At 67.4% G+C, this 20852-nt stretch carries 23 protein-coding genes; 19 read left to right on the forward strand and 4 right to left on the reverse strand.

Going from position 1 to position 20852, the window contains the following annotated elements; all coding sequences use genetic code 11:
* The 3 genes from B3446_RS24910 to B3446_RS24920 form a co-directional block, all read left to right on the forward strand.
* Window positions 1–1166, forward strand: a 1166-nt coding sequence (locus B3446_RS24910) for a sulfite oxidase (protein WP_291386455.1), incomplete at its 5' end; no start/stop codon positions are given.
* 206 nt (window positions 1167–1372) lie between these two features.
* Entirely contained in the window at window positions 1373–1636 is a 264-nt protein-coding gene (locus B3446_RS24915) for a c-type cytochrome (protein ID WP_291386456.1), read from the forward strand.
* Window positions 1637–1781: 145 nt separating this feature from the next.
* Complete coding sequence (locus tag B3446_RS24920; protein WP_291386458.1) at window positions 1782–2438, forward strand: hypothetical protein; 657 nt, start codon at window positions 1782–1784, stop codon at window positions 2436–2438.
* 6 nt (window positions 2439–2444) lie between these two features.
* Here B3446_RS24920 and B3446_RS24925 read toward each other — a convergent pair whose 3' ends face one another.
* Window positions 2445–2774 carry a YciI family protein gene (locus B3446_RS24925; RefSeq protein ID WP_291386460.1) on the reverse strand — a complete coding sequence of 110 codons (330 nt, stop codon included), beginning with the start codon at window positions 2772–2774 and terminating at the stop codon, window positions 2445–2447.
* Between the two features lie 129 nt (window positions 2775–2903).
* Here B3446_RS24925 and B3446_RS24930 point away from each other — a divergent pair, with 129 nt between their 5' ends.
* Both B3446_RS24930 and B3446_RS24935 read left to right on the forward strand, forming a co-directional pair.
* Complete coding sequence (locus B3446_RS24930) at window positions 2904–3506, forward strand: hypothetical protein (protein WP_291386461.1); 603 nt, start codon at window positions 2904–2906, stop codon at window positions 3504–3506.
* An 8-nt stretch (window positions 3507–3514) separates the two neighbouring features.
* Window positions 3515–4333: an alpha/beta fold hydrolase gene (locus B3446_RS24935; protein WP_291386463.1), complete on the forward strand. Its 819-nt coding sequence runs from the start codon at window positions 3515–3517 to the stop codon at window positions 4331–4333.
* A 20-nt stretch (window positions 4334–4353) separates the two neighbouring features.
* Here the strand turns inward: B3446_RS24935 and B3446_RS24940 are convergent, their stop codons facing one another.
* Together B3446_RS24940 and B3446_RS24945 are read right to left on the reverse strand one after the other, a co-directional pair.
* Entirely contained in the window at window positions 4354–4905 is a 552-nt protein-coding gene (locus tag B3446_RS24940) for a sugar O-acetyltransferase (protein ID WP_291386465.1), read from the reverse strand.
* Window positions 4906–4950: 45 nt separating this feature from the next.
* Entirely contained in the window at window positions 4951–6093 is a 1143-nt protein-coding gene (locus tag B3446_RS24945) for a citrate/2-methylcitrate synthase (RefSeq protein ID WP_191577406.1), read from the reverse strand.
* 130 nt (window positions 6094–6223) lie between these two features.
* Between B3446_RS24945 and B3446_RS24950 the strand changes: the two genes are divergently transcribed.
* The 4 genes from B3446_RS24950 (at window position 6224) to B3446_RS24965 (ending at window position 9785) form a co-directional block, all read left to right on the forward strand.
* The gene (locus B3446_RS24950) at window positions 6224–7177 is read left to right on the forward strand and encodes a 2-hydroxyacid dehydrogenase (RefSeq protein WP_291386468.1); all 954 of its coding nucleotides are present in this window, start codon (window positions 6224–6226) and stop codon (window positions 7175–7177) included.
* 28 nt (window positions 7178–7205) lie between these two features.
* Window positions 7206–7904, forward strand: a complete 699-nt coding sequence (locus B3446_RS24955; RefSeq protein ID WP_291386470.1) for a fumarylacetoacetate hydrolase family protein — start codon at window positions 7206–7208, stop codon at window positions 7902–7904.
* Window positions 7905–7963: 59 nt separating this feature from the next.
* Complete coding sequence (locus B3446_RS24960; RefSeq protein ID WP_291386472.1) at window positions 7964–8728, forward strand: SDR family oxidoreductase; 765 nt, start codon at window positions 7964–7966, stop codon at window positions 8726–8728.
* Between the two features lie 82 nt (window positions 8729–8810).
* Window positions 8811–9785: a Bug family tripartite tricarboxylate transporter substrate binding protein gene (locus B3446_RS24965; RefSeq protein ID WP_175183590.1), complete on the forward strand. Its 975-nt coding sequence runs from the start codon at window positions 8811–8813 to the stop codon at window positions 9783–9785.
* Between the two features lie 131 nt (window positions 9786–9916).
* On the opposite strand, the gene B3446_RS24970 is transcribed toward B3446_RS24965, so the two are convergent.
* The gene (locus B3446_RS24970) at window positions 9917–10648 is read right to left on the reverse strand and encodes an IclR family transcriptional regulator (RefSeq protein ID WP_291386475.1); all 732 of its coding nucleotides are present in this window, start codon (window positions 10646–10648) and stop codon (window positions 9917–9919) included.
* A gap of 94 nt (window positions 10649–10742) precedes the next feature.
* Here B3446_RS24970 and B3446_RS24975 point away from each other — a divergent pair, with 94 nt between their 5' ends.
* The 10 genes from B3446_RS24975 to B3446_RS25020 all read left to right on the forward strand — a co-directional run bounded on the left by B3446_RS24975 (window position 10743) and on the right by B3446_RS25020 (window position 20342).
* Entirely contained in the window at window positions 10743–11711 is a 969-nt protein-coding gene (locus tag B3446_RS24975; protein WP_291386477.1) for a Bug family tripartite tricarboxylate transporter substrate binding protein, read from the forward strand.
* Between the two features lie 6 nt (window positions 11712–11717).
* A complete protein-coding gene (locus B3446_RS24980; protein ID WP_291386479.1) occupies window positions 11718–12584 on the forward strand; it encodes an amidohydrolase family protein in 867 nt (288 codons plus the stop codon).
* Window positions 12585–12610: 26 nt separating this feature from the next.
* Complete coding sequence (locus tag B3446_RS24985; protein ID WP_414632420.1) at window positions 12611–13606, forward strand: Bug family tripartite tricarboxylate transporter substrate binding protein; 996 nt, start codon at window positions 12611–12613, stop codon at window positions 13604–13606.
* A gap of 40 nt (window positions 13607–13646) precedes the next feature.
* On the forward strand, window positions 13647–14330 hold the full coding sequence (locus B3446_RS24990) for an RraA family protein (RefSeq protein ID WP_291386481.1): 684 nt from the start codon (window positions 13647–13649) through the stop codon (window positions 14328–14330).
* Window positions 14327–15274: an NAD(P)-dependent oxidoreductase gene (locus B3446_RS24995; RefSeq protein ID WP_291386483.1), complete on the forward strand. Its 948-nt coding sequence runs from the start codon at window positions 14327–14329 to the stop codon at window positions 15272–15274. Before B3446_RS24990 ends, B3446_RS24995 begins: the two co-directional genes overlap by 4 nt.
* Window positions 15275–15285: 11 nt before the next feature.
* Complete coding sequence (locus tag B3446_RS25000; protein ID WP_291386485.1) at window positions 15286–16356, forward strand: cyclase family protein; 1071 nt, start codon at window positions 15286–15288, stop codon at window positions 16354–16356.
* Window positions 16357–16419: 63 nt separating this feature from the next.
* Window positions 16420–17370 carry a Bug family tripartite tricarboxylate transporter substrate binding protein gene (locus B3446_RS25005; protein WP_291386487.1) on the forward strand — a complete coding sequence of 317 codons (951 nt, stop codon included), beginning with the start codon at window positions 16420–16422 and terminating at the stop codon, window positions 17368–17370.
* A 44-nt stretch (window positions 17371–17414) separates the two neighbouring features.
* Complete coding sequence (locus B3446_RS25010; protein WP_291386489.1) at window positions 17415–18377, forward strand: Bug family tripartite tricarboxylate transporter substrate binding protein; 963 nt, start codon at window positions 17415–17417, stop codon at window positions 18375–18377.
* Between the two features lie 27 nt (window positions 18378–18404).
* The gene (locus B3446_RS25015) at window positions 18405–19412 is read left to right on the forward strand and encodes a Bug family tripartite tricarboxylate transporter substrate binding protein (RefSeq protein ID WP_291386491.1); all 1008 of its coding nucleotides are present in this window, start codon (window positions 18405–18407) and stop codon (window positions 19410–19412) included.
* Window positions 19413–19427: 15 nt separating this feature from the next.
* On the forward strand, window positions 19428–20342 hold the full coding sequence (locus B3446_RS25020; RefSeq protein WP_291386493.1) for an SMP-30/gluconolactonase/LRE family protein: 915 nt from the start codon (window positions 19428–19430) through the stop codon (window positions 20340–20342).
* The last annotated feature ends 510 nt before the right edge of the window (window positions 20343–20852 follow it).

The following is a 20852-nucleotide window of genomic DNA, read 5'->3' on the forward strand; positions in this document are numbered from 1 at the left end:
CCGCGGCCGGTCTGGGCGCCAGCGGCATCGCGCGCGCCAGCGATGCGCCCGCCAAACCCGCCGCCGCATCCACGGCCAAGCCGCTGCCGCCCTACGCGGCGTGGAAAGACGCCGACAGCGTCATCGTGCACAGCGCCAACACCATCGAGACGCGCCGCAGCGCCTTTGGCGACGGCATCATCACGCCGTCGCGCCAGCTCTACGTCCGCAACAACCTGCCGCCGCCGGACGCGGCCATCCTGAACGACCGGGACGGCTGGAAGGTCGAGATCCAGGGCGTCAAGCAGCCGCGCACGTTGACCGTGGGCGACCTGAAGACGCTGGGCGTGGAATCGATCGCGACGGTGCTGCAGTGCTCGGGCAATGGGCGCGGCTTCTTTCCTCACAAACCTAGCGGCACGCCGTGGGAAGTCGGTGCGGCGGGTTGCGTGATGTGGACGGGCGTGCCGGTCCGCACGCTCGTGGAATACCTGGGCGGGCTCGATGGAGCGCCCGCTTTCATGACCGGCACTGGCGGCGAAGTGCTGCCTGAGGGCCTGGATCCGAAATCGCTGCTGGTGGAACGCTCGGTGCCACGCGAGGCCATGCAGGACGCGATGCTGGCCTGGGAGATGAACGGCGAGCCGTTGTCGCTCGCCCACGGCGGCCCGTTGCGGCTGATCGTGCCGGGCTACACCGGCGTGAACAACGTCAAGTACATCAAGCGGCTGGCGTTCACTGCCGAACAAAGTCCGGCAAAGATCCAGCAGACCGGCTATCGGCTGACACCGATGGATGCCAAGCCCAGTCCCGACCAACCCTCGGTCTGGGCGATGGAACCCAAGTCGTGGATCAACGCGCCGGGCGCAAACGGTCAGGCCGTCAAGGCCGGACGCGTGGTGGTGCGCGGCGTGGCGTTTGGGGGCATGCACGCGGTCAAGCGCGTGGATGTGTCCATCGATGGCGGCAAGACCTGGAAGCAAGCTGCGCTGATCGGGCCGGATCTTGGCAAATATGCATGGCGCCAGTTCGCGCTGCCGGTGGAACTAACGGCGGGCCAGCACATGCTGGTCAGCCGCGTCGAAGACACGCAAGGCAACGTGCAGGTGGAGAACCGGTTCGAGAACGCGCCGGGCTACATCAACAGCAGTTGGCGCGACCACGGTCTGGCCATCAATGTGTCTTGAGGATGGCGGAATCGATGCAAACCCGTGAAGTCAAGCTGTATGCCGCATCCCGCCGCCCCATCGGGTGGCGGGTCCGCACCGCGTTCGCCGCAGGCGCCTGCCTCGTGGCGGGCGCTTCGGCGGGGGGGGGGGGAACGGCCCCAGCCCGGGGGGGGCGCGCCCTCTTTCTCTAAGCCGCCACCCCCCGCCCCCCCCCCCCCCCCCCGATGGAGCTNNCGCCCAATGCCGAGGCGGGCCGCGCCTTGTTCCTGAAGTCGACAACCCCGGCCTGCGCCGTCTGTCACACGCTGGCCGATGCCGGCGCGGCCGGGACCATCGGACCGAACCTCGATGAACTGAAACCCGACGCCAACCGCGTCACGCAGGCCGTGCGCAACGGGATCGGCGTGATGCCGGCTTTCGAGGCGTTAAGTGACGCGGAGGTGCAGGCATTGGCGCAGTATGTGTCGGGCGCCACCGGGGCGCAGTAGGCGGCCCGCAAACCATCACAGGAAGACCGCCGGGCAGCCTAGCGCTGCCCGGTGTCACTGCACGCATCTGGACGCCGAAGGCGGCCATGTTAGGCTTTTCGCCGGCCGATCTTCCGGCCTCAATCACTCCGCCGACGAATCCTCCATGACGCTCCGACCGCTTGCATTGCTATTTGCCGCGCTCGCCCTGTCGCCTGGTCTCCACGCTCAGACCGCGTCTCACGCAGCTGCCTGGACGCCCGCCGGCCCCACGGCATGCCGCTTTTCGGGCTGGACGACCAATGACAAGCCCGCGATCCCGGTGCGCGCGTCGCCCTCCGCCAGCGCCAAGCAGGTCGGCGCACTGCCCACCACGCGCGGCGACAGTCCCGATCCCGAGGTCGACCTCTACAGCGTGACCTTCGACGTGACGGAGGCGCGTGACGGCTGGCTGAAGATCAAGAACGCCAGCGACGCCATGAGCGGCAGCGACCGCAGCCCGCCGCGGCCCGTCTATCAGGGCGAAGGCTGGATCGCCGCCGGGGATGCGCAAGTCGGCATCCAGTCGGCGCGGGGATATGCCCGCCCGGACGCCGGTAGCGAACGGTTGCTGGACCTGGGCAGCGACTGGTTGACCGAGCGCGCCGCCTTGCGCGGCATCGTCGCGTGCGACGGCGAATGGCTGCTTGTGGATTACGAGATGCGCCACAGCGCAACATTTGAACTGCTGGCCGAGAAGGACCGCACGCGCGGACGCGCCTGGTTTCGCGGCGTGTGCGCGTCGTCCGAGACGACTTGCGACATGCGGTCGGTCGATCAATAACGCGCGCTACCGCTGTTCCAGCGGCCACACTTCCACGACGCCGTGCGCCACGGCACACGGCGTGCGGGACACCTTCTCAATCGCGTCGGCCAAATCAATCGCTTCGATAACGGCGAAGCCCGCGAGCGGCAATGGCGTGGTCATGTACGGTCCCTGCACCGTCTCGACGCCTGCCGCGTTCGGATTCCGAACCTGCACCGGCGTCCCCGCGACGCCCATCAGCACGCCGGCGTTCTGCAAGTCGGCATCGTGCGCATGAGCAGAATCGCGTATGGCTTTGTCCGTGCGGTCATAGCCCTGCTGATCGCCATAACCGATCGTGATGAACATGGGCATGGTCCTCTCCTTAGGCGTGAGCGGCGCGCTGCGCCTGTACCGAAGGTTTTAACACCCGGCCGGATTCAGTCTTGACACACTACCGACCGACTAGTAGATTGGCCCATCACCTAGCCCAGCCTGACACCGATGCTCCCCTCCCCAATCTCGCCAACAGGCGCACTCGGAACCGGCGATGCCGGGGATGCGTACCGCACCGAACAGGTGGGTGCCCAACTACGGGCGGATCGCGTTGCGCGCACGTCGCCGACGCAGTTCCAACGCCTTTACGCCACGCGAGCATTACCCCTGGCGGCCGGTGCCGCGCAACGCCTCCAGATTCCCGCAGATCACAACCTGACGCCGTCCGCGGACCTGCTGCACGACGACTACACGGCGCACTGCCTGAAGCTTGCCGTCCAGGCGTTTCACGCACAGCTGGCAAGGCTGGACGCGCGCACGGCAGCCGCGGATCAAGCGGTGAAAGACGAACAGACCCGGATTGAAGCGCGGGCCGATGCGGAGCACGATCTGGGCACGATCGACGCGCTGCTGCTGCTCCAGTCGTATCGGAATGCCGCCGGGATTCCAGCCGTGCTCGCGCCGGCGCTGCCGGCCGTGACGGTCGCGCCGCCGCTGACAGTCGCGCCGGTTGCCGCTGCCGCCAACGCACGGAGCGCAGCGGAACACAGCGACGGCGCCGGCTACCCTCCCCGCAGACCGCGCAAGCCCATCCCGGACGACCTCTCCTGAGAGCCGCCATGCTCAAACTCCCCCACACCGCCTTGATCGAAGGCAACGCCATCCGCTGGGGCAAGCTCGGCAACGGTCCCGCGCTGGTCGCCATTCATGGCACGCCGTTTTCTTCGCAGGTGTGGCGCAGGATCATCCCGCTGATCGCTGACCGCAGAACCGTCTATTACTTTGATTTGGCGGGCTACGGCGCGTCCGAGATGCGGGACGGACAGGACGTGTCGCTGGGTGTGCAGAACCGGATACTGGCGGCGCTGTTCAACGAATGGAATCTGGACCGCCCCGATGTCCTGGCGCACGACTTCGGCGGCGCCACCGCGCTGCGTGCGTACTACCTGAACGGGCTGCGCTACGCATCGCTGACGATCTTCGATGCGGTGGCCTTGGCGCCGTGGGGTTCGCCCTTCGTGCAGCATGTCCGCCAGCATGAGGCCGCGTTTTCCGGCATGCCGGATTACATGCATCGCGCGCTGTTGAAGGCCTACCTGCAGACCGCCGCGCACAATCCGCTATCGGATGAGGCGCTGGATGTGTACAGCCATCCATGGCTGGGGCCCCTCGGTCAGCCGGCGTTCTACCGCCAGATCGCGCAGATGGATCAGAAGTACACGGACGAGGTGCAGCGCTTGTACGGTCGCATGAATTGCCCGGTGCAAGTGCTGTGGGGCGAAGAGGACGCGTGGATCCCGCACGAGCGCGGTGAGACGCTGGCGGCACTGATATCGGATCGTCCGCTGCTATCCGTGCCGAATGCCGGTCACCTTGTGCAGGAGGACCGGCCCGAAGCCATCGTGGCCGCCGTGTTGAAGCAGATTGGCGAACGCTGAGCGCCGCGCATCGCGTCCTTTTATCCCCTCACCCGCGCCGGATTCCCCACCACTTTTGCCCCTGCCGGCACGTCGCGCGTTACCACGCTACCCGCGCCGATAATGGCGTCATCCCCCACCGTCACCCCCGGCAGGATGATCGCGCCACCGCCGATCCACACCTGCTTGCCGATGTGCACGGGACGGCCGAATTCCAGCATCGCGCGGCGTTGCTCGGGATCATGCGGATGGTCTGCCGTGTAGATCTGCACGGCCGGGCCGATCTGCGTGCCATCGCCGATCGTGACTTGCACGACGTCAAGGATCACGCAGTTGAAATTCATGAAGACGTTCGTGCCCAGCGAGATGTTGTAGCCGTAGTCGCAATGAAACGGCGGGCGGATCAGCGCGCCCTCGCCCACGCTGGCAAGGCGCTCGCGCAGGAGCGCGTGCCATTGTTCTGGCGGCTCGCCCAGCAAGGCGTTGTACCGCTTCATCCAGGCGCTGGCGGCAAGCTGGTCCGCCTGGATCTCGTCGTCGGCGGCCGTGTAGAGGTCTCCTGCCAACATCCTCTGCTTCTGCGTACGTGTCATGCTGATCTCCTGTCCGGATCAGCCAGCATACCGAAGATTGCCGGACTAGGCCGCTTGCGGCACGACGCCCACATAACGTCCGCGCGGCCGGATGACTTGCGCGACGCTGAGCTGCTCAAGGCAATGCGCCAGCAGGCCGATGCTGCGCGCCGTGGCAAACAGCCCGAAGGCCGCATCGTCCGGCAGCTTGCAGTGCGCCGACAGCGCGGCCAGCGCCACGTCGATGTTGGGATGCAGGCCGGTCAGTTGCGTGGCCTTGTCGATGAAGCGCGTGATGACCTCGGCCGGCTCAAACTGCGCCAGCAGCGCCGCTGCGCGCGGATCGCCATCCGGATACAGATGATGGCCGAAGCCCGCCAGCGGCAGGCCCGTGGACAGGTAGTGCGCGATCACCTGATCTTCGCCTTGACGCGCCACATCGTCGAACAACGCACGGACGCGGCCGGAAGCGTCGCCGTGCAACGGCCCGGACAACGTGGTCAGACCCGACAGCAGGCACGCCGGCAGCGACGCGCCGGTCGAGGCCGCAATACGCGCGGCAAATGCAGAGCTGGTCAGTTCGTGGTCGACCAGCAGGACCATGGCGGTACGCAGCAACTCGGCGGCGTGTGGCGACAGCTTCCAGGCTTGCGCAAACCGAAGATGCAGCGGCCGTTTGCCGGGCTGCGCGCCAAACGCGTTGGCGAGTTGGCCGACCAGGTTCTGGCATTCGGTGTGGAGGACGCGCGTCATGCGGCCATGGGTGGAGTGGCCGGTGGCAGCCAGCGCGGCCAATGACGTGAACGCCGCGACGCGGCCCGGCGATGCCACGCGCGCGGTGCAAGAGAAGTCCGCCTGCTGGTCCGAATTCCATAGCAATTGCGCGGCCGCTTCCAGGCTGGCTGAACCGGCCAGCGTGACGGCGTCCTGTCCGCGGTAGTACAGGCGTTGGCGATGAAAGGTGGAGATGGCGGTGGGGATGCTGGGCTCGGCGCCGAACAGCGTGTTGGTGGCCAGGGTTTCGTGCTTACGACCCGCCTGCTTGCGCTTGGCCAGCCCCGCGACGTCTTCGGCGCGGTAAAGGCTGCGGCGCGTGTCGGCGGGGTCGGGCATGACCTCCAGCTTGCCGCGGCTGACGTAGGCGTAGATGGTCTGCGGCCGCACGCCTAGCTGGCTGCACGCTTCGGCCATTGAAATCCAGGTACCCATGATCTTCTGTAGCAAAGTTTATATGTTGATTTTATAGATCAATATTGCTTTACAAATCAATCATTAAATACCATGGAATCCATGTTCAACGCGGACCCGCAGCCGGTCCCCCCACCAGAGCCGAACCGACATGAAGCCTCAGGTCCTGCAACTCAATCCCATCCTGATCCCGGCGGTCAATGACGAGCTTGCCTCGCTGTACCAGGTGCACAAGTTCTTCGAGATCTCCGATCAGGCGACCTGGCTGCGCGAGCACGGCGCTCACATCGAAGCCGTCATCACCGGCGGCCACACCGGCATCTCGCGCGAGATGCTGGAACAGCTTCCGGGCGTGAAGGTGGTGGCGGTCAATGGCGTGGGCACCGATGCGGTGGACCTGGCGTATTGCCGGGCCCCCGCCCTGCCGGTCACCGCCACGCTGGGTGCATTGACCGAAGACGTGGCTGACCTGGCGATCGGCCTGCTGATCGCAGCCTGCCGCAACCTCTGCGCGGGCGACCGCTTTGTGCGGGAAGGCCTGTGGGAGCAGTTCCCCTCGCCCAGCGCCATTCCGCTGGCGCGCCGCTTCAGCGGCATGCGCGTGGGCATCGTGGGCATGGGCCGCGTGGGCCGCGCCGTCGCCACGCGGGCGGCGGCCTTTGGCTGCCAGATCCGCTACACCGACCTGCGCGCCATGGACGACGTGCCGCATGAATTCGTGGCGGACCTGATCGCCCTGGCCCGCGCCTCCGACGCGCTGGTGCTCTGCGCCGCCGCCGACAAGGCCGAGGGCATCGTCAATGCCGCCGTGCTGGACGCGCTGGGCCCGCAGGGATTCCTGGTCAACGTGGCGCGCGGCCGGCTGGTCAACGAGGCCGACCTGACTGTGGCGCTGGTCGCCGGCCGCATCGCGGGCGCGGGACTGGACGTCTTTGTGGATGAGCCCCGCGTGCCGCAGGCGCTGCGCCAGTCTGACCGGACCACGCTGCAGGCGCACCGCGCCAGCGCCACGTGGGAGACGCGGGCGGCAATGGGCCAGATGGTGCTGGACAGCATCGCGCAGGCGCTGGCCGGCGAGCGTCCGGCGTTGAGCCTGACGACCTGACCCGCAAGGCACATCTTCGACGACTGCCATGACTGACCTCGTCTTTCCCGCCCCTGCACCAACCACGTTGCCGATCGTCGGCAGCGCGGCCCGTTTTCCCGTTGCGCGCGTGTTCTGCATCGGCCGCAACTATCGCTGGCTGCCCGACGAAACGCGTCCGGCCGAGATGCCGGCGTGGTTCATGAAGCCCGCCAGCGCCGTGTTCCCGGCCGCCGGCGCGCTGCCCTATCCCGCGGACACGGCGGACTACTGCCATGAGATCGAGCTGGTCGTGGCGATTGGCCGCGGCGGCAAGGACATCGCTGCAGATGACGTCGAAGCCCGCCATATCTGGGGTTACGCCGCGGGGCTGGACATGACGCGACGCGATCTGCAGCAGCAGGCCAAGCGCGCGGGCGGTCCGTGGGAGCCCGCCAAAGCCTTCGATCATTCCGCGCCGTGCACCGCCATCGTGCCTGCTGACGCCTGCGGCCATCCCCGCGAAGGCGCGTTGTGGCTGTCCGTGAACGGACAAGATCGCCAACGCGCCGACGTATCCGGCCTGCTGTGGTCCGTACCCGAGCTGGTGGCGATGCTGTCGCGATCCGTGACCCTGGCGCCCGGCGATCTCGTCTTTACCGGCACGCCCGCCGGCGTCGGTCCCTTAGGCCCTGGCGATGTCGTCAGCGCGGGCGTGGCCGGCATCGGGGACCTCACCATGACCGTTGCCGCGCCCCGCGCCGCCTGACGCCGCGCGCCGATTCTTTCAACATCAATAACCATCCAATCCGCCCAAGGAGCCATCCCTTGAACGACAGCACCACCCAGAAAATTGCCCTGGTCACCGGCGCAGGCAGCGGCGTCGGCCGCGTCACCGCCATCGCCTTGCTGAACGACGGCTGGACCGTCGTGCTGGCCGGCCGCCGCGCCGACCCCTTGCAGTCGCTGCAAGCCGAGGCCGCCGCGCGCGGTCAGACCGCGCTGGCCGTGCCCACCGACGTCACCCGCCCGGAAAGCGTCCAAGCGCTGTTCAACACCATCGAAAGCCGCTTCGGCCGGCTGGACCTGCTGTTCAACAACGCGGGCGTCAACGCGCCCGCCGTGCCGATGGACGAACTGCCGCTGGAAAAGTGGTTCAACGCCATCAACACCAATGTGACGGGCGTCTATCTGTGCGCGCGCGCCGCCTTCGGGCTGATGCGCCGCCAGACGCCGCAGGGCGGCCGCATCATCAATAACGGTTCCATCTCCGCACACACGCCGCGCCCCTTTACCGCGCCCTACACCGCCAGCAAGCACGCGGTGACCGGCCTGACCAAGTCGCTGGCGCTGGACGGCCGCGCCTACAACATCGTGGCGGGACAGATCGACATCGGCAACGCGATGACGGAGCTGTCCGAGCGCATGACGCGCGGCGTGCTGCAGGCCAATGGCACGGTCGCGCCGGAGCCCATGATGGATGCCGTCCACGTCGCAAAGGCGGTGCGCCACATGGCGTCGCTGCCCCTGGACGCCAACGTCCTGACCATGACCGTCATGGCCAGCGCCATGCCCTTCGCTGGGCGCGGCTAAGGCCTTATCCGCGCCCCGGGGTGCAGCACACCCGGGGCGCCTCACAGAGTTGACTGAAGTTGACCACCCCGAGGAGACAAGCATGACCTTCACCACGCTGGCCAAGACCCTGGCCTTTTCGGCAGTCCTTGCCGCCGTGCCCGGCCTGGCCGCGGCGCAGAACTACCCTACCCGTCCCATCAGCATCATCGTGCCGGCCCCGCCGGGCGGCGGCATCGACATGATTGCGCGCGTCGTCGGCGAAAAGCTTTCGCAGTCGCTCGGCCAGCCCGTCATCGTCGACAACCGGCCGGGCGCCTCCAACAACCTGGGCACCGCGCTGCTCGCCAACGCCAAGCCCGACGGCTACACCATCGGCATCGTGGGCGGCAGCCACAACATCAACAAATACCTGTTCAAGAATCTGGGCTGGGACCCGCAGAAGAGTTTCGAGCCCATCATCTACACGCATGAAATTCCGCTGGTGTTCTCGGTCTATCCGAAGATCCCGCCCAAGACGCTGCCGGAATTGGTGGACTGGATGAAGGCGCATCCCGACGACGCCAAAGTCGCCACGTCGGGCCGAGGCAGCGCGCAGGAAATGGCGGCCGAGATGTTCCGCATGGTCAGCGGCGCGCCCATGCTGCTGATCCCGTATAAGGGTTCGTCCGCCGCGCACCCTGACCTGCTGGCCGGCCGCACGGTGCTGTACATCGATACGCTGAGCGCGATGCAGGAACAGGTCAAGGCAGGCAACGTGCGCGCCGTTGCCGTGTCGACCGCCAATCGCACCAAGGCTCTGCCGGACGTGCCGACCGCGCAGGAGCAAGGCCTGAAGGGCTACGACGCCAACACCAACGGCGGCTTCCTGGCGCCGGCGGGCACGCCGAAGGAGATCATCGCCAAGCTCAACACCGAGATCAACGCGGTCCTCAAGCAACCCGCCGTGCGCGCCAAGCTGGAAGCCGCGGGCATCGAGGTCCAGGGCGGCACGCCTCAGGAGTACGCGGCGGTGATCCAGTCGGACCTGGACAAGTGGGGCAAGGTGGTGAAGGAGGCGAAGATCGAGGCGGAGTGATGTTCGCCACGCAGGCAAAGGGACGCGGCTAGGCCATTGCCCTTTGCGCGCGCAGGGACGCGGTCCGATGGAGCCCGGATCGCGTCCTTTCTTTTTGTTTTTTAGGCTGGCGCAGAAAGCCCTCGCACGAACTACGCCGTCCGCCGCAATCCCATCAGCGACCGCGACAGCCGGCTAGCCGCGGCGAGCACCGGCTCCTTGAGATCAAGCAGCACGCTTTCAGTCAGGCGCGAGATCGGCCCCGAGATGCAGATGGCGCCCTGCAGCGTCCAGTTGATGCCGTAGACCGGCGCGGAAATGCTGGAGACCTCGGCATCGCGCTCGCCGAGGGAAATCATGTAGCCCGCACGGCGCACGGATTCATAGGGTTCGCCCGGTTCGCCTGCGAACGCCAGCAGCACACGCCCCGGACTGCCCAGTTCAAGCGGCAGCGCCGCCCCCACCCGCACGTGATGCCGGATGGACTTGGGGCCTTCGACCCGCGCCATGCAGATGCGCTGCTTGCCTTCGCGCACGTAGAACGTGGCGCTTTCACCCGTGGCCGCCGACAGCTCCCGCAGCACCGGCTGCACGATCTCCGCAATGTTGAACGTGGCCTGGTAGCAGGCGCCCAGCCAGCCGGCCGCGCGCGCCAGGCGCCATGTGCCGTCTTCCCGTTGCGCCAGGTAGTCGTCCATGGCCAGCGTGCGCGCCAGACGCAGCACGGTTGAGCGATGGCAGCCGGTGCGCCGGCTGAGTTCCGCCAGCGACAGATGCGTGTCGTCCACGCCGAACGCGGCAAGGATGCTCATGGCGCGGCGCACCGCGACCACGCCGTCTTCGGCCGGGGCGTCGTCCGGGTCAGGGTTCAATCTATCGTTCATTCTGCGCAACATGTTCCGCTATACGAACCTGCATTGTATTGCGCGGAACACGGATTCACAATGCCTCCACCAAAACAAATATTCGGAGACAACGATGAAGCAGATCGCGCGCGTCCTGTCGGGCCTGGCCCTGGTATGCATGACAAGCCTGAGCGCCGCTCAGGACTATCCCAACAAGCCCATCCGCCTGATCGTCCCCTTCCCACCCGGCGGTGGCACCGATGTGCTGGCGCGTGAGGCGGCGATCAAGGTCGGCGCCAACACCGGCTGGAACATCGTCACGGAGAACCGGCCGGGATCGGGCGGCAACATCGGGGTGGACACCGTTGCCAAGGCGGCGCCGGACGGCTACACGCTGGTGTTGGGCCAGACCAGCAACCTGGCGATCAACCCGACGCTCTACGCCAAGCTGCCCTACGACCCCGAAAAGGATCTCTCCGCCATCGGTCTTGTCGCGGACGCGCCGCTGGTGATCGTCGTGCCGGCGACCTCGCCGCTCAAGTCCTTCGAGGACATGATTGCCGCCGCCAAAGCCAAGCCGGGCGCGTTGAATTTTGCAAGCTCGGGCAACGGGACCGTCGCGCACCTGGCGGCCGTGCAGTTGCAGAACGCCGCCGGCATCAAGCTCACCCACATTCCCTATAAAGGCGCGGCGCAGGCTTCCAATGACCTGATCGGCGGGCAGATCGACATGTACCTGTCGTCGGTGCCCACGCTGATCGGCCACGTGCGCAACGGCAAGATGCGGGCGCTGGCGGTGACTTCGTCGCAGCGCGTGCCTGACATGCCCGACGTGCCCACCGTCGCCGAGCGCGGATTTCCGGGCTTCGAGGCGGTGACCTGGTTCGGGCTGGCCGCGCCCGCCGGCACGCCGGCCGACATCGTGCAGCGCCTGAACGCCGAATTCAACAAGGCGTTGCAGGCCAAGGATCTGAGCATGAAGTACCAGGAGCAAGGCGCGCGGGTGCTGACCAGTTCGCCCGAGGAGTTCACCAAGCTGATCCACGACGACCGCATCCGCTGGGGCAAGATCGTCAAGGACTCGGGCGCGAAGGTCGAGTGATCTGCCATGCAAGCCCGCTATCCGTATTCCAGCGGCGCGTCGCGCCCCGCCATTGCCGTGCCGGCCGGCGCGTGCGACTGCCACATCCACGCCTATGACGCGCGCTACCCCGCCGCGCCCGGCGCAAAGCTGTCGCCGCCGGACGCCACGATGGCGCAGTACGGCGAGATCCAGGCCCGGTTGGGAACGCGGCGGGCTGTGCTGGTCACGCCTTCCACCTACGGCGCGGACAACCGTCCCATGCTGGATGCGCTGGCGCGGTTGGGCGGGCAGGCGCGCGGGGTGGCGGTGATTGATGGCAGCGAGACCGATGCGCAGCTTCAAACCATGCACGACGCAGGAGTTCGCGGCATCCGTCTCAATCTGTCCTTGGGCGTGACCAGTTCTACGAATCAGATCGTGCCGCTGGCGCAACGCGTTGCACCGTTGGGCTGGCACCTGCAACTGTTGATGGCGCCCGATCGTCTGGCCGACCTGGCGCCGGTGCTGCAGGACCTGCCCGCGCCCATCGTGTTCGACCACATGGCGCGGCTTGCGCCGCACGATACCGGCGTGCATCCGGCCCACGCCCTGGTGCTGCGGCTGCTCGAGCGCGGCCGCGCCTGGATCAAGCTGTCCGGCGGCTACATCGTCAGCCCGCGGCATTCCATTGAAGACGCGGCGTTGGATGCGCTGGCCCGCAGTTATCTGGACGCCAATCCCGAGCGGGTCGTATGGGGCAGCGACTGGCCGCACGCCTCCGCGTCGGCCGGCATGCAACCCATGCCCGACGACGCGCGCCAGCTCGAACGCCTGGCCGAGTGGACCGGCCGCGAACAACTGAGCCAGGTCCTCGTCCACAACCCGGCGGCCCTGTACGGCTTTCCGGCATGAACAAAAAGCATCATCGGAGACAAACCATGCAAGCCCCCCACCCCTTTCCCCGCCGCAGCTTCCTGGCTGCCACTGCGGCGCTGATGGCGAGCGCCGCCTTCGGCGTGCGCGCCGCGCAGGAATGGCCCGGCGGCAAGACCATCACCTGGGTGGTGCCCTACCCGGCCGGCGGCAGCACCGACGTGCTGGGCCGCGCCATCGCGCAGCAGCTCGATGCCTTGCTCTCGACGCGCGTCATCGTCGACAACCGCCCGGGCGCCACCGGCACTATCGGGGCGGCCCGCGTGGCGCGCGCCGAAGCCGACGGCCTGACCTTGCTGGGCACGTCAATCGGCCCGCAGGCGATCGCGCCGCACGTCATGGGCAAGCTCACCTATGACCCCGTCGCCGACTTCGCGCCGGTCATCATGATCGGCACCATTCCCCATCTGCTGGTCGTGGGCAAGGCGCAGCCTTTCAAGACCGTGGCCGAGCTGATCGACGCGGCAAAGAAGGCGCCGGAAAGCCTGGCCTATGCCTCGGGCGGCACCGGGACCATCCTGCACATGCAGGGCGAACTGCTGCAGCAAAAGACTGGCGCCCGCTTTCTGCACGTGCCTTACAAGGGCGACACGCCCGCCTTGCAGGACACGCTGGCGGGCCAGGTCCAGTTCGCGTTCATTCCAGCCGCCGCCGCGCTGCCCCACGTGCAGACCGGTGCCCTGCGCGCGCTGGCCGTCACGTCCGCGCAGCGCCTGCCCGCGCTTGCCGACGTGCCCACCATGGCGCAAGCCGGCTTCGACGATTTCGTGGTCGAGCAATGGCAGGCGGTCTTCGCGCCAGCCGCGACCCCGGCGCCGGTGATCGCCCGGCTCAACACCGACATCGGACGCGCGCTGAAAAGCCCCGCCCTGCTCGCGCTGGCCGAACAGCTTGGCATCACGCTGGCCGGCGGCACGCCGCAGGCCCTGGACCAGACACGCAAAGCGGACTTCGACAAATGGGGGAAGGTCATCCGCGACGCCGGCATCAAGCCCGCCTGACCGCCCCCGCATCCCTCTTCTACCTTTGACAGGAACACGCATGAGCACTCCGGACATCATCAAGGACTTCCCCCGCGTCAGCGCCGACATTGTTCGCCGCGCCGCGGAACTGCAACCCGCCATCCTGGCCGACGTCGCCGGACGGCGCGGCGCCCTGAACGGACGCATCCGCCCGCTGCATCCCGGCATGAAAGTCGCCGGCACCGCATTGACGGTCGAGGTGCGCCCCGGCGACAACCTCATGATCCACGCCGCGATTTCGCTGGCCAAGCCCGGTGACGTGCTGGTCATCGACGGCAAGGGCGACCTCAGTTCGGCACTGATGGGCACCATCATGATGAACGCATGCCGCAAGCTGGGCATCGCCGGCGTGGTGATGGACGGCGCCGCGCGCGACACCGTCGAGATCATCGACATGGACTACCCGGTGTTTGCCGCCGGCACCAACCCCAACGGCCCGACCAAGAACGTGCCCGGCCGCATCGGGCATCCGATATCCGTGGGCGGCGTGACGGTCAATCCGGGCGACTTCATCATCGGCGACGCCGACGGCGTGGTGGTGGTCGAGCGCGAAAAGATCGAAGGCCTGCTGCCTGCCGCCGAAAAGAAGGTGCGCGACGAAGCCGCGCGCATCGCCGCGATCCAGGCGGGCGACACGGAAGCGAAGTGGCTGACCGCCGCGCTGCGCGCCGCCGGCGTCCTGAAGGAAGGAGAGACGCTGTGAACACCGCTGCCACGGGCAAGCCCGCGCTGGTCGTGACCGCGGCGGATCTGGCGCCGGAGGCGCTGGCGCTGCTGCAGGGCTTCTCACTGATCTTCGCCGGCAAGACGCCCACTGAAGACGACATCGTGGCGTTGTGCCGCGAACACAACCCGGTCGCCATCATCGTGCGCTACAGCAAGGTGGGCGCCGCGGCGATGGACGCCGCCCCCGCGCTGCGCGTCATCTCCAAACACGGCAGCGGCACCGACACCATCGACAAGACCGCCGCCGCCGAACGCGGCATCCAGGTCGTGGCCGCGGTGGGCGTAAACGCCGCCGCCGTCGCCGAGCAGGCGCTGGCCCTGCTGCTGGCCTGCGCCAAGTCGGTGGTTGGCCTGGACGAACGCATGCGCGCCGGCCACTGGGACAAGTCCACGCACAAGAGCCTGGAGCTGGGCGGCAAGACCATCGGTCTGATCGGCCTGGGCGCCATCGGCCGGCGCATGGCGGCCATGGCGCACGGGATGGACATGCAGGTGATCGGTTTCGACCCGTACGCCAAGGACCTGCCGGACTACATCCGTCCCGTGGAACTCGATGCAATCTGGCGCGAGGCCGACGTGGTGTCGCTGCACTGCCCGCTGACCGACGACAACCGCGGCATGGTCAACGCGCAGACGTTGGCGCAGTGCAAGCCCGGCATGATCGTGGTGAACACGGCGCGCGGCGGCCTGGTGGACGAGGAAGCGCTGCTGGCCGCCGTGCGGTCGGGTCATGTGCGGGCCGCAGGCCTGGACAGCTTTGCGGTCGAACCCATGTCGGCAGGGCACCCGTTCCAAACGGAGCCGCGCATCATTCTGAGCCCGCACATTGGCGGCGTGACCAGCGCCGCCTACGTCAACATGGGCGTGGCCGCCGCACGCAACGTTCTGGACGTGCTGGCCCGCGCCGGGTCCGCCGCCTGAGGAGCCACGCCATGCCGCAGAGATGGAATCGCGCGCCCGAAGGCAGCAACTGGGGCGAATTCGGTCCGGACGACCAACGCGGCCGGATGAACCTGGTGGATCGCGCCAAGGTGCTGCAAGGCATTGCCGAGGTCCGAGAAGGGCTCACGTTCTGCCTGTCGCTGCCGCTGGACGTGCCGGGCGGCATGGCGCTCAACCCGCGCCGCCTGCCGCCGCAGCGGTATTCGACGCTGCGTGACGGCAAGAGCGCCGGGGCGCAAGGCTTCTGCTGGTCGTATGCATCCGAGGATCCCTTGCTGACGGACGTGGTCTGCGACGACGTGCTGCTGATGAATACGCAGTATTCGACGCAGTGGGACAGCCTCGCTCACATGGGCAGCCGCTTCGATGCGAATGGCGACGGCGAGGCCGAGGCGGTCTTCTACAACGGGTTCCGGGCCGGCGTGGAGATCGTGGCCGCGCCGGAAGACGCCACGGCCCTAGCGGATTGGGCGCGCTTTCCCGGCCCGGCGGCCGGTGCGCTCGGCATCGAGCAACTCGCCGAGCACGGCGTTCAAGGCCGCGCGGTGCTCATCGACCTGGAAGCCCATGTCGGCCGCACGCGCACCGCCGTCGGCTATGACGCCCTGATGCGAATCCTGGACGCCGATGGCGTGACGGTCGAGGCGGGCGACATGGTGTGCCTGCATACCGGCTTTGGCGACACGCTGATGGCGATGAACCGGCAGCCGGACGTGGCCCGGCTGCATGCCACCGGCAGCGGGCTGGACGGCCACGATGCGCGGCTGCTGCAATGGATCGTCGACTCACGGCTGGCGTGCCTCATCGCCGACAACCCGGCGGTCGAACTCGTGCAGCCGGTCAGTCTGAGCGGCGCCGTCACGCCGCTGCGCCGTCCGCGTCTGCCATTGCATGAGCACTGCCTGTTCAAGAACGGCATCCACCTGGGTGAACTGTGGTGGCTGACGCCGCTGGCGCGTTGGCTGCGCACGAACGGGCGCCACCGCTTTCTGCTGACGGCGCCTCCGCTGCGGCTGCCCGGCGCCGCCGGCTCGCCGGTCACCCCTATCGCAACCGTCTGATTTTTTCCCAACTGACGCAGCGGCCGGCACAGGTCGCGCGTCATTCCGACGAGGAGACACTTCGTGAATTCAATTCGCTTCCTGCCCGTGTTGCTGACGCTATTCGCCGGCGCAGCGGCGGCCCAATATCCTGAACGCGCAATCAAGCTAGTGGTGCCCTATTCCGCTGGCGGCGCGGCCGATGCGCAGGCCCGCCTGGTGGCGCAAAAGCTCGGCGACCGGCTGGGTCAGACCGTGGTGGTCGAGAACAAGCCGGGCGCCAGCGGCACCATCGGCGCGGCCAGCGTGGCGCACGCCGCCGCTGACGGCTACACCCTGCTCTACGACGCGACCGCGTTCGCCATCAATCCGTCGCTCTACAAGAAGCTCAGCTATGACAGCAGGCGCGACTTCGCGCCGATTTCGCTGGTGAGCCTGACGCCGAATCTGCTCGTCGTGCCAGCCAAGGCGCCGTATCACGGCATCGGCGACCTGACAGCTGCCGCGCGCCAAGGCCACCTGACGTTCGGCACGCCGGGCCAGGGCACCGCGCAACACATCGCCGCAGCCTGGTATGCGCAGGGCAACAAGCTCGAACTCACGCACGTGCCCTACAAAGGCGGCGCGCCCGCGCTGACCGACCTGATGGGCGGTCAGATCGACATGATGTTCAGCAACATGGCGGCGTCCTATCCGTTGGTCAAGAGCGGCAAGCTGCGCGCATTGGCCGTGACCGCGCCCCAGCGTATCGACGCGCTGCCGGACCTGCCCACCATCGCCGAAAGCGGCGTGCCGGGCTATGCGATCTACGAATGGAACGGCGTGTTGGCGCCCGCCGGCGTGCCGCCCGAGGTGACCGGGCGCATCGAGCAGGAATTGCGAGTCACGCTGCAAGATCCGGCGCTGCGCCACAGCCTGCAGGAACTCGGCGCGCAGCCGGTGGGATCGTCGTCCGCCGAGTTCCAGACCTTTCTCGACGACCAGATGCAGCGCTCGGCGCAGATCCTTGCCGAAGCCGGCATCCGCAAAGAATGACGCGACGTGCCATCGCGCGACCCACACGCATACGGAGACCTTCCATGACATCCAAGCTGTCCGCCCTGGCCGCCGCGCTGCTTATCGTCGCCGGCACCGCCAACGCCGCTTATCCCGACCGTCCCGTGCGCGTGGTCGTCGGTTTTTCGCCCGGCGGCCCGACCGACGTGGTCGCACGCGCCTTCACCTCGTACGCCTCGCAGGCATTGGGGCAAACCTTCGTCGTGGAGAACCGTCCAGGCGCCAACACCATCCTGGCCGCGGAAGCCGTCGCCAAGGCCGCGCCCGACGGCTACACGCTGCTGATCGGCGCCACCAACCACACCATGATTCCCGCGTTATACGCCGACCGGGTCAAATTCGACGCGTTGAAATCCTTTACGCCAATATGCGCCGTGGCTGTCAGCCCCACGGTGCTGGTCACGGGGCCCGCGCTCAAGGTCAATACGATGGACGCCTTTCTGGGACGCGCGCGGGCCGAGCCGGGTCGCCTGACCTATGCCACGCCCGGCACCGGCAGTTCGGGCCACTTCGCGACCGAGCAGTTCCTGCGACAGACGGGCATCACCATGAACCACATTCCGTATAAAGGCGCGGCGCAGGCGATCTCGGACCTGATTGGCGGCCAAGTCGACAGCTCGCTGGCGACGCTGGGTTCCGTGCTGCCGCAGGTACAGGCCGGCAAGCTGACCGCGCTGGCGGTCGCGGCGCCCAAGCGCCTGGCGCAATTGCCGCAGGTGCCGACCTTCGACGAAGCGGGCGTGCCTGGGTACACGGCCGACGCCTGGTATGGCGTCCTGGCGCCCGCCGGCCTGCCGCAGGAGGTGCGCGCCCGTCTGGAAGACGTGGCCCGAGGTTTTTCCGGGGCCGACGCCACGTCCAAGAGTCTGGACGCGCTGGGTATGCAGCCGCGCCCGGTTTGCGGCGACGCCTTCGGCGCCCAGCTATCCCACGAGATCGACACCTACCGCAAACTGGCCCAGGAGCTGGGCCTGAAAGCGGAATAATGCCTGCACAACAAGAGAGGAAGACAAATGACCCGCCAGAATCAACCCCCGCTCCGCCTGCGCCGCGCAGTCGTCACGCTTGCCGCCGCCCTGCCGATGCTGGCGAGCGGTCTCGCCCAAGCGGCGGACGCCGCTGACACGTGGCCCAGCCGTCCGGTCCGCGTCGTCGTGCCCTACGGCCCCGGCGGCGCGGTCGACGTGGCGACGCGCAAGATGGCGCAGATGCTTTCGACGCAGACCGGCCAGAGTTTCATCGTGGAGAACAAGCCGGGCGCCACGGGCACCATCGGCGTGAATCAGGTAGCCCGCGCCGCCCCCGACGGCTATACGCTGGTGGCCAACGACACGACCTATTCGCTGCTGCCGCACATCTTCAAGCAGTTGCCCTTCGATCCGGCCAAGGATTTGCAACCGGTCTCGGCCTTCGTGTTTGCGCCCATGGCGCTGGCCGTGTCCAACGACAGCCCGTACCGCAAACTTGACGACCTGATCGCCCAGGCCCGCGCCAAGCCCGACATGATCACCTACGGCTCCGGGGGCCCGGGCACGACCCCGCACTTTGCCGCCGAAGGGCTGGCGCTGGCGACCAAGGTCAAGTTCATGCACGTGCCGTTCAAGGGCGCGGCGGAGGCCACGCAGGCGGTGCTGGGCAAGGTGATCGACTTTCAGTTCGCCTCCACCACGGGCGTGATGGGCGCGGTGCAAGGCGGCCAGCTGCGTCTCTTGGCTATCAGCGGCGACAAGCGGCTGGCAGTGCTGCCCGACGTGCCGACCTTCACGGAAGCTGGCGTGAAGGATTTTGGCGTGGTCAACTGGACCGGCCTGTGGGCGCCCAAGGGTACGCCGCCGGCGGTCACCGAGCGGCTGCAACGCGAGGTCGCCCGCGCCATGGCGTCGGAAGAAATGCAGACGTTCGCTACCAAGATGGGCGCCGAGCCGCGCGTGGCCGATGCCGCCGAGTTCAGCCGCATCCTGTCCGACAGCGGCGTGATGTGGGGCAACGTGGCGCGCAACATCGGCTACGACGCGAAATAAGAACAGGGAGACACCATGTTTTTTTTGCAAGCGCCACAGGTGGCGTCGTTTGAGGTCTGGTCGCCCATGCCCGACCGCTTTCGCCGCGCAGAACGCAGCGACTGGGCCGATGCCAACCGCGGCGGCGCCATTGCCGACTCGTTCCTCGAAGGCCCGGTGTTCGATCGGAGCGGCAATCTCTATGTGACCGACATCCCGTGGGGCCGCGTCTTTCGCATCGGCCCGGACCGCGAATGGTCTCTGGTGGCGGAATACGACGGCGAGCCCAACGGCATGAAGTTCCTGGATGACGGGCGTCTGCTGATCACCGACTACAAGAACGGGCTGATGGCCCTGGACGTTGCCAACGGCACAGTCACGCCCTATCTCGCGCGCCGTAACAGCGAGCGCTTCAAGGGCGTCAACGATCTGATCTTCGACGCGCAAGGCAATCTTTATTTCACCGACCAAGGCCAGAGCGGCCTGCATGATCCTTCGGGCCGACTGTACCGCCTGCGCCCGGACGGGCAGCTCGATTGCCTGCTGGTCAACGTGCCCAGTCCCAACGGCGTCGCGCTGTCGCCCGACGGCAAGGTGCTGTACCTGGCCGTGACGCGCGGCAATTGCGTGTGGCGCGTGCCGCTGATGGCGGACGGCAGCGTCAGCAAGGTGAGCCAGTTCTTCACGTCGTATGGTCCCAGCGGCCCGGACGGATTGGCTGTCGATAGCGAAGGCAACCTGCTCGTGTGCAATCCGGGCCTGGGTTATGTGTGGTTGCTCAATCACCGCGCGGAGCCCGTGACGGTGTGGCGCAGTCCGAAGGGCATGTCGACCACCAACCTCGCCTTTGGCGGCGAAGACAGGCGCAGCATCTTCTGCACGGAATCCGTCAGCGGAACGATCCTGACTGCGCGGGCGCCGCATGCGGGAACGACGCTGTTCCAGCGGTAATCCCATCTCGGCCGTAACCCCGATTATTGCCAAGGTAACAGGGCGTTAAGCTTCCTGTTACCCCGTCTCATGGCGCGCATGACAGGAAAATGCCGGTATTTCGCGCCCAGCCGTCGACGCCACCGCGAATCGGACGGCGGTGGCTTCGTTACACGGCTGCCCGCCCTGCCCACACTTGCCTTGACACCCTTTGTGTCCCCCTTCTATGTTCGAGGCCGCCAACGATTTGGCACCCGAAATTCCCATGCAGCCCGTATTGCGGCGCAGGCAAGCGCCCAAGCACTGGCGCGCGCCGACCGCATCCGCCGGTGCCTGCACATCGTGACTGAGAGAGAAGAAGGACATGGCGTCTACGCGCAAGTCAGAAGGAAAAGGTTTGCGGACGGGCAACGCGGCGGCCGCCGCGCTGCTGGTGGCAGCGATCACGGCCGCGTTTGCGGCGATGAGCCCCACGCCGGGCAATGCCGCGCAGGAGAGGGCGGCGGCGCCCGCCGCAGCCTCGGCACCCGG

The organism is Achromobacter sp. UBA5777 (assembly GCF_002418565.1).
Lineage (GTDB): Bacteria > Pseudomonadota > Gammaproteobacteria > Burkholderiales > Burkholderiaceae_B > Achromobacter > Achromobacter animicus.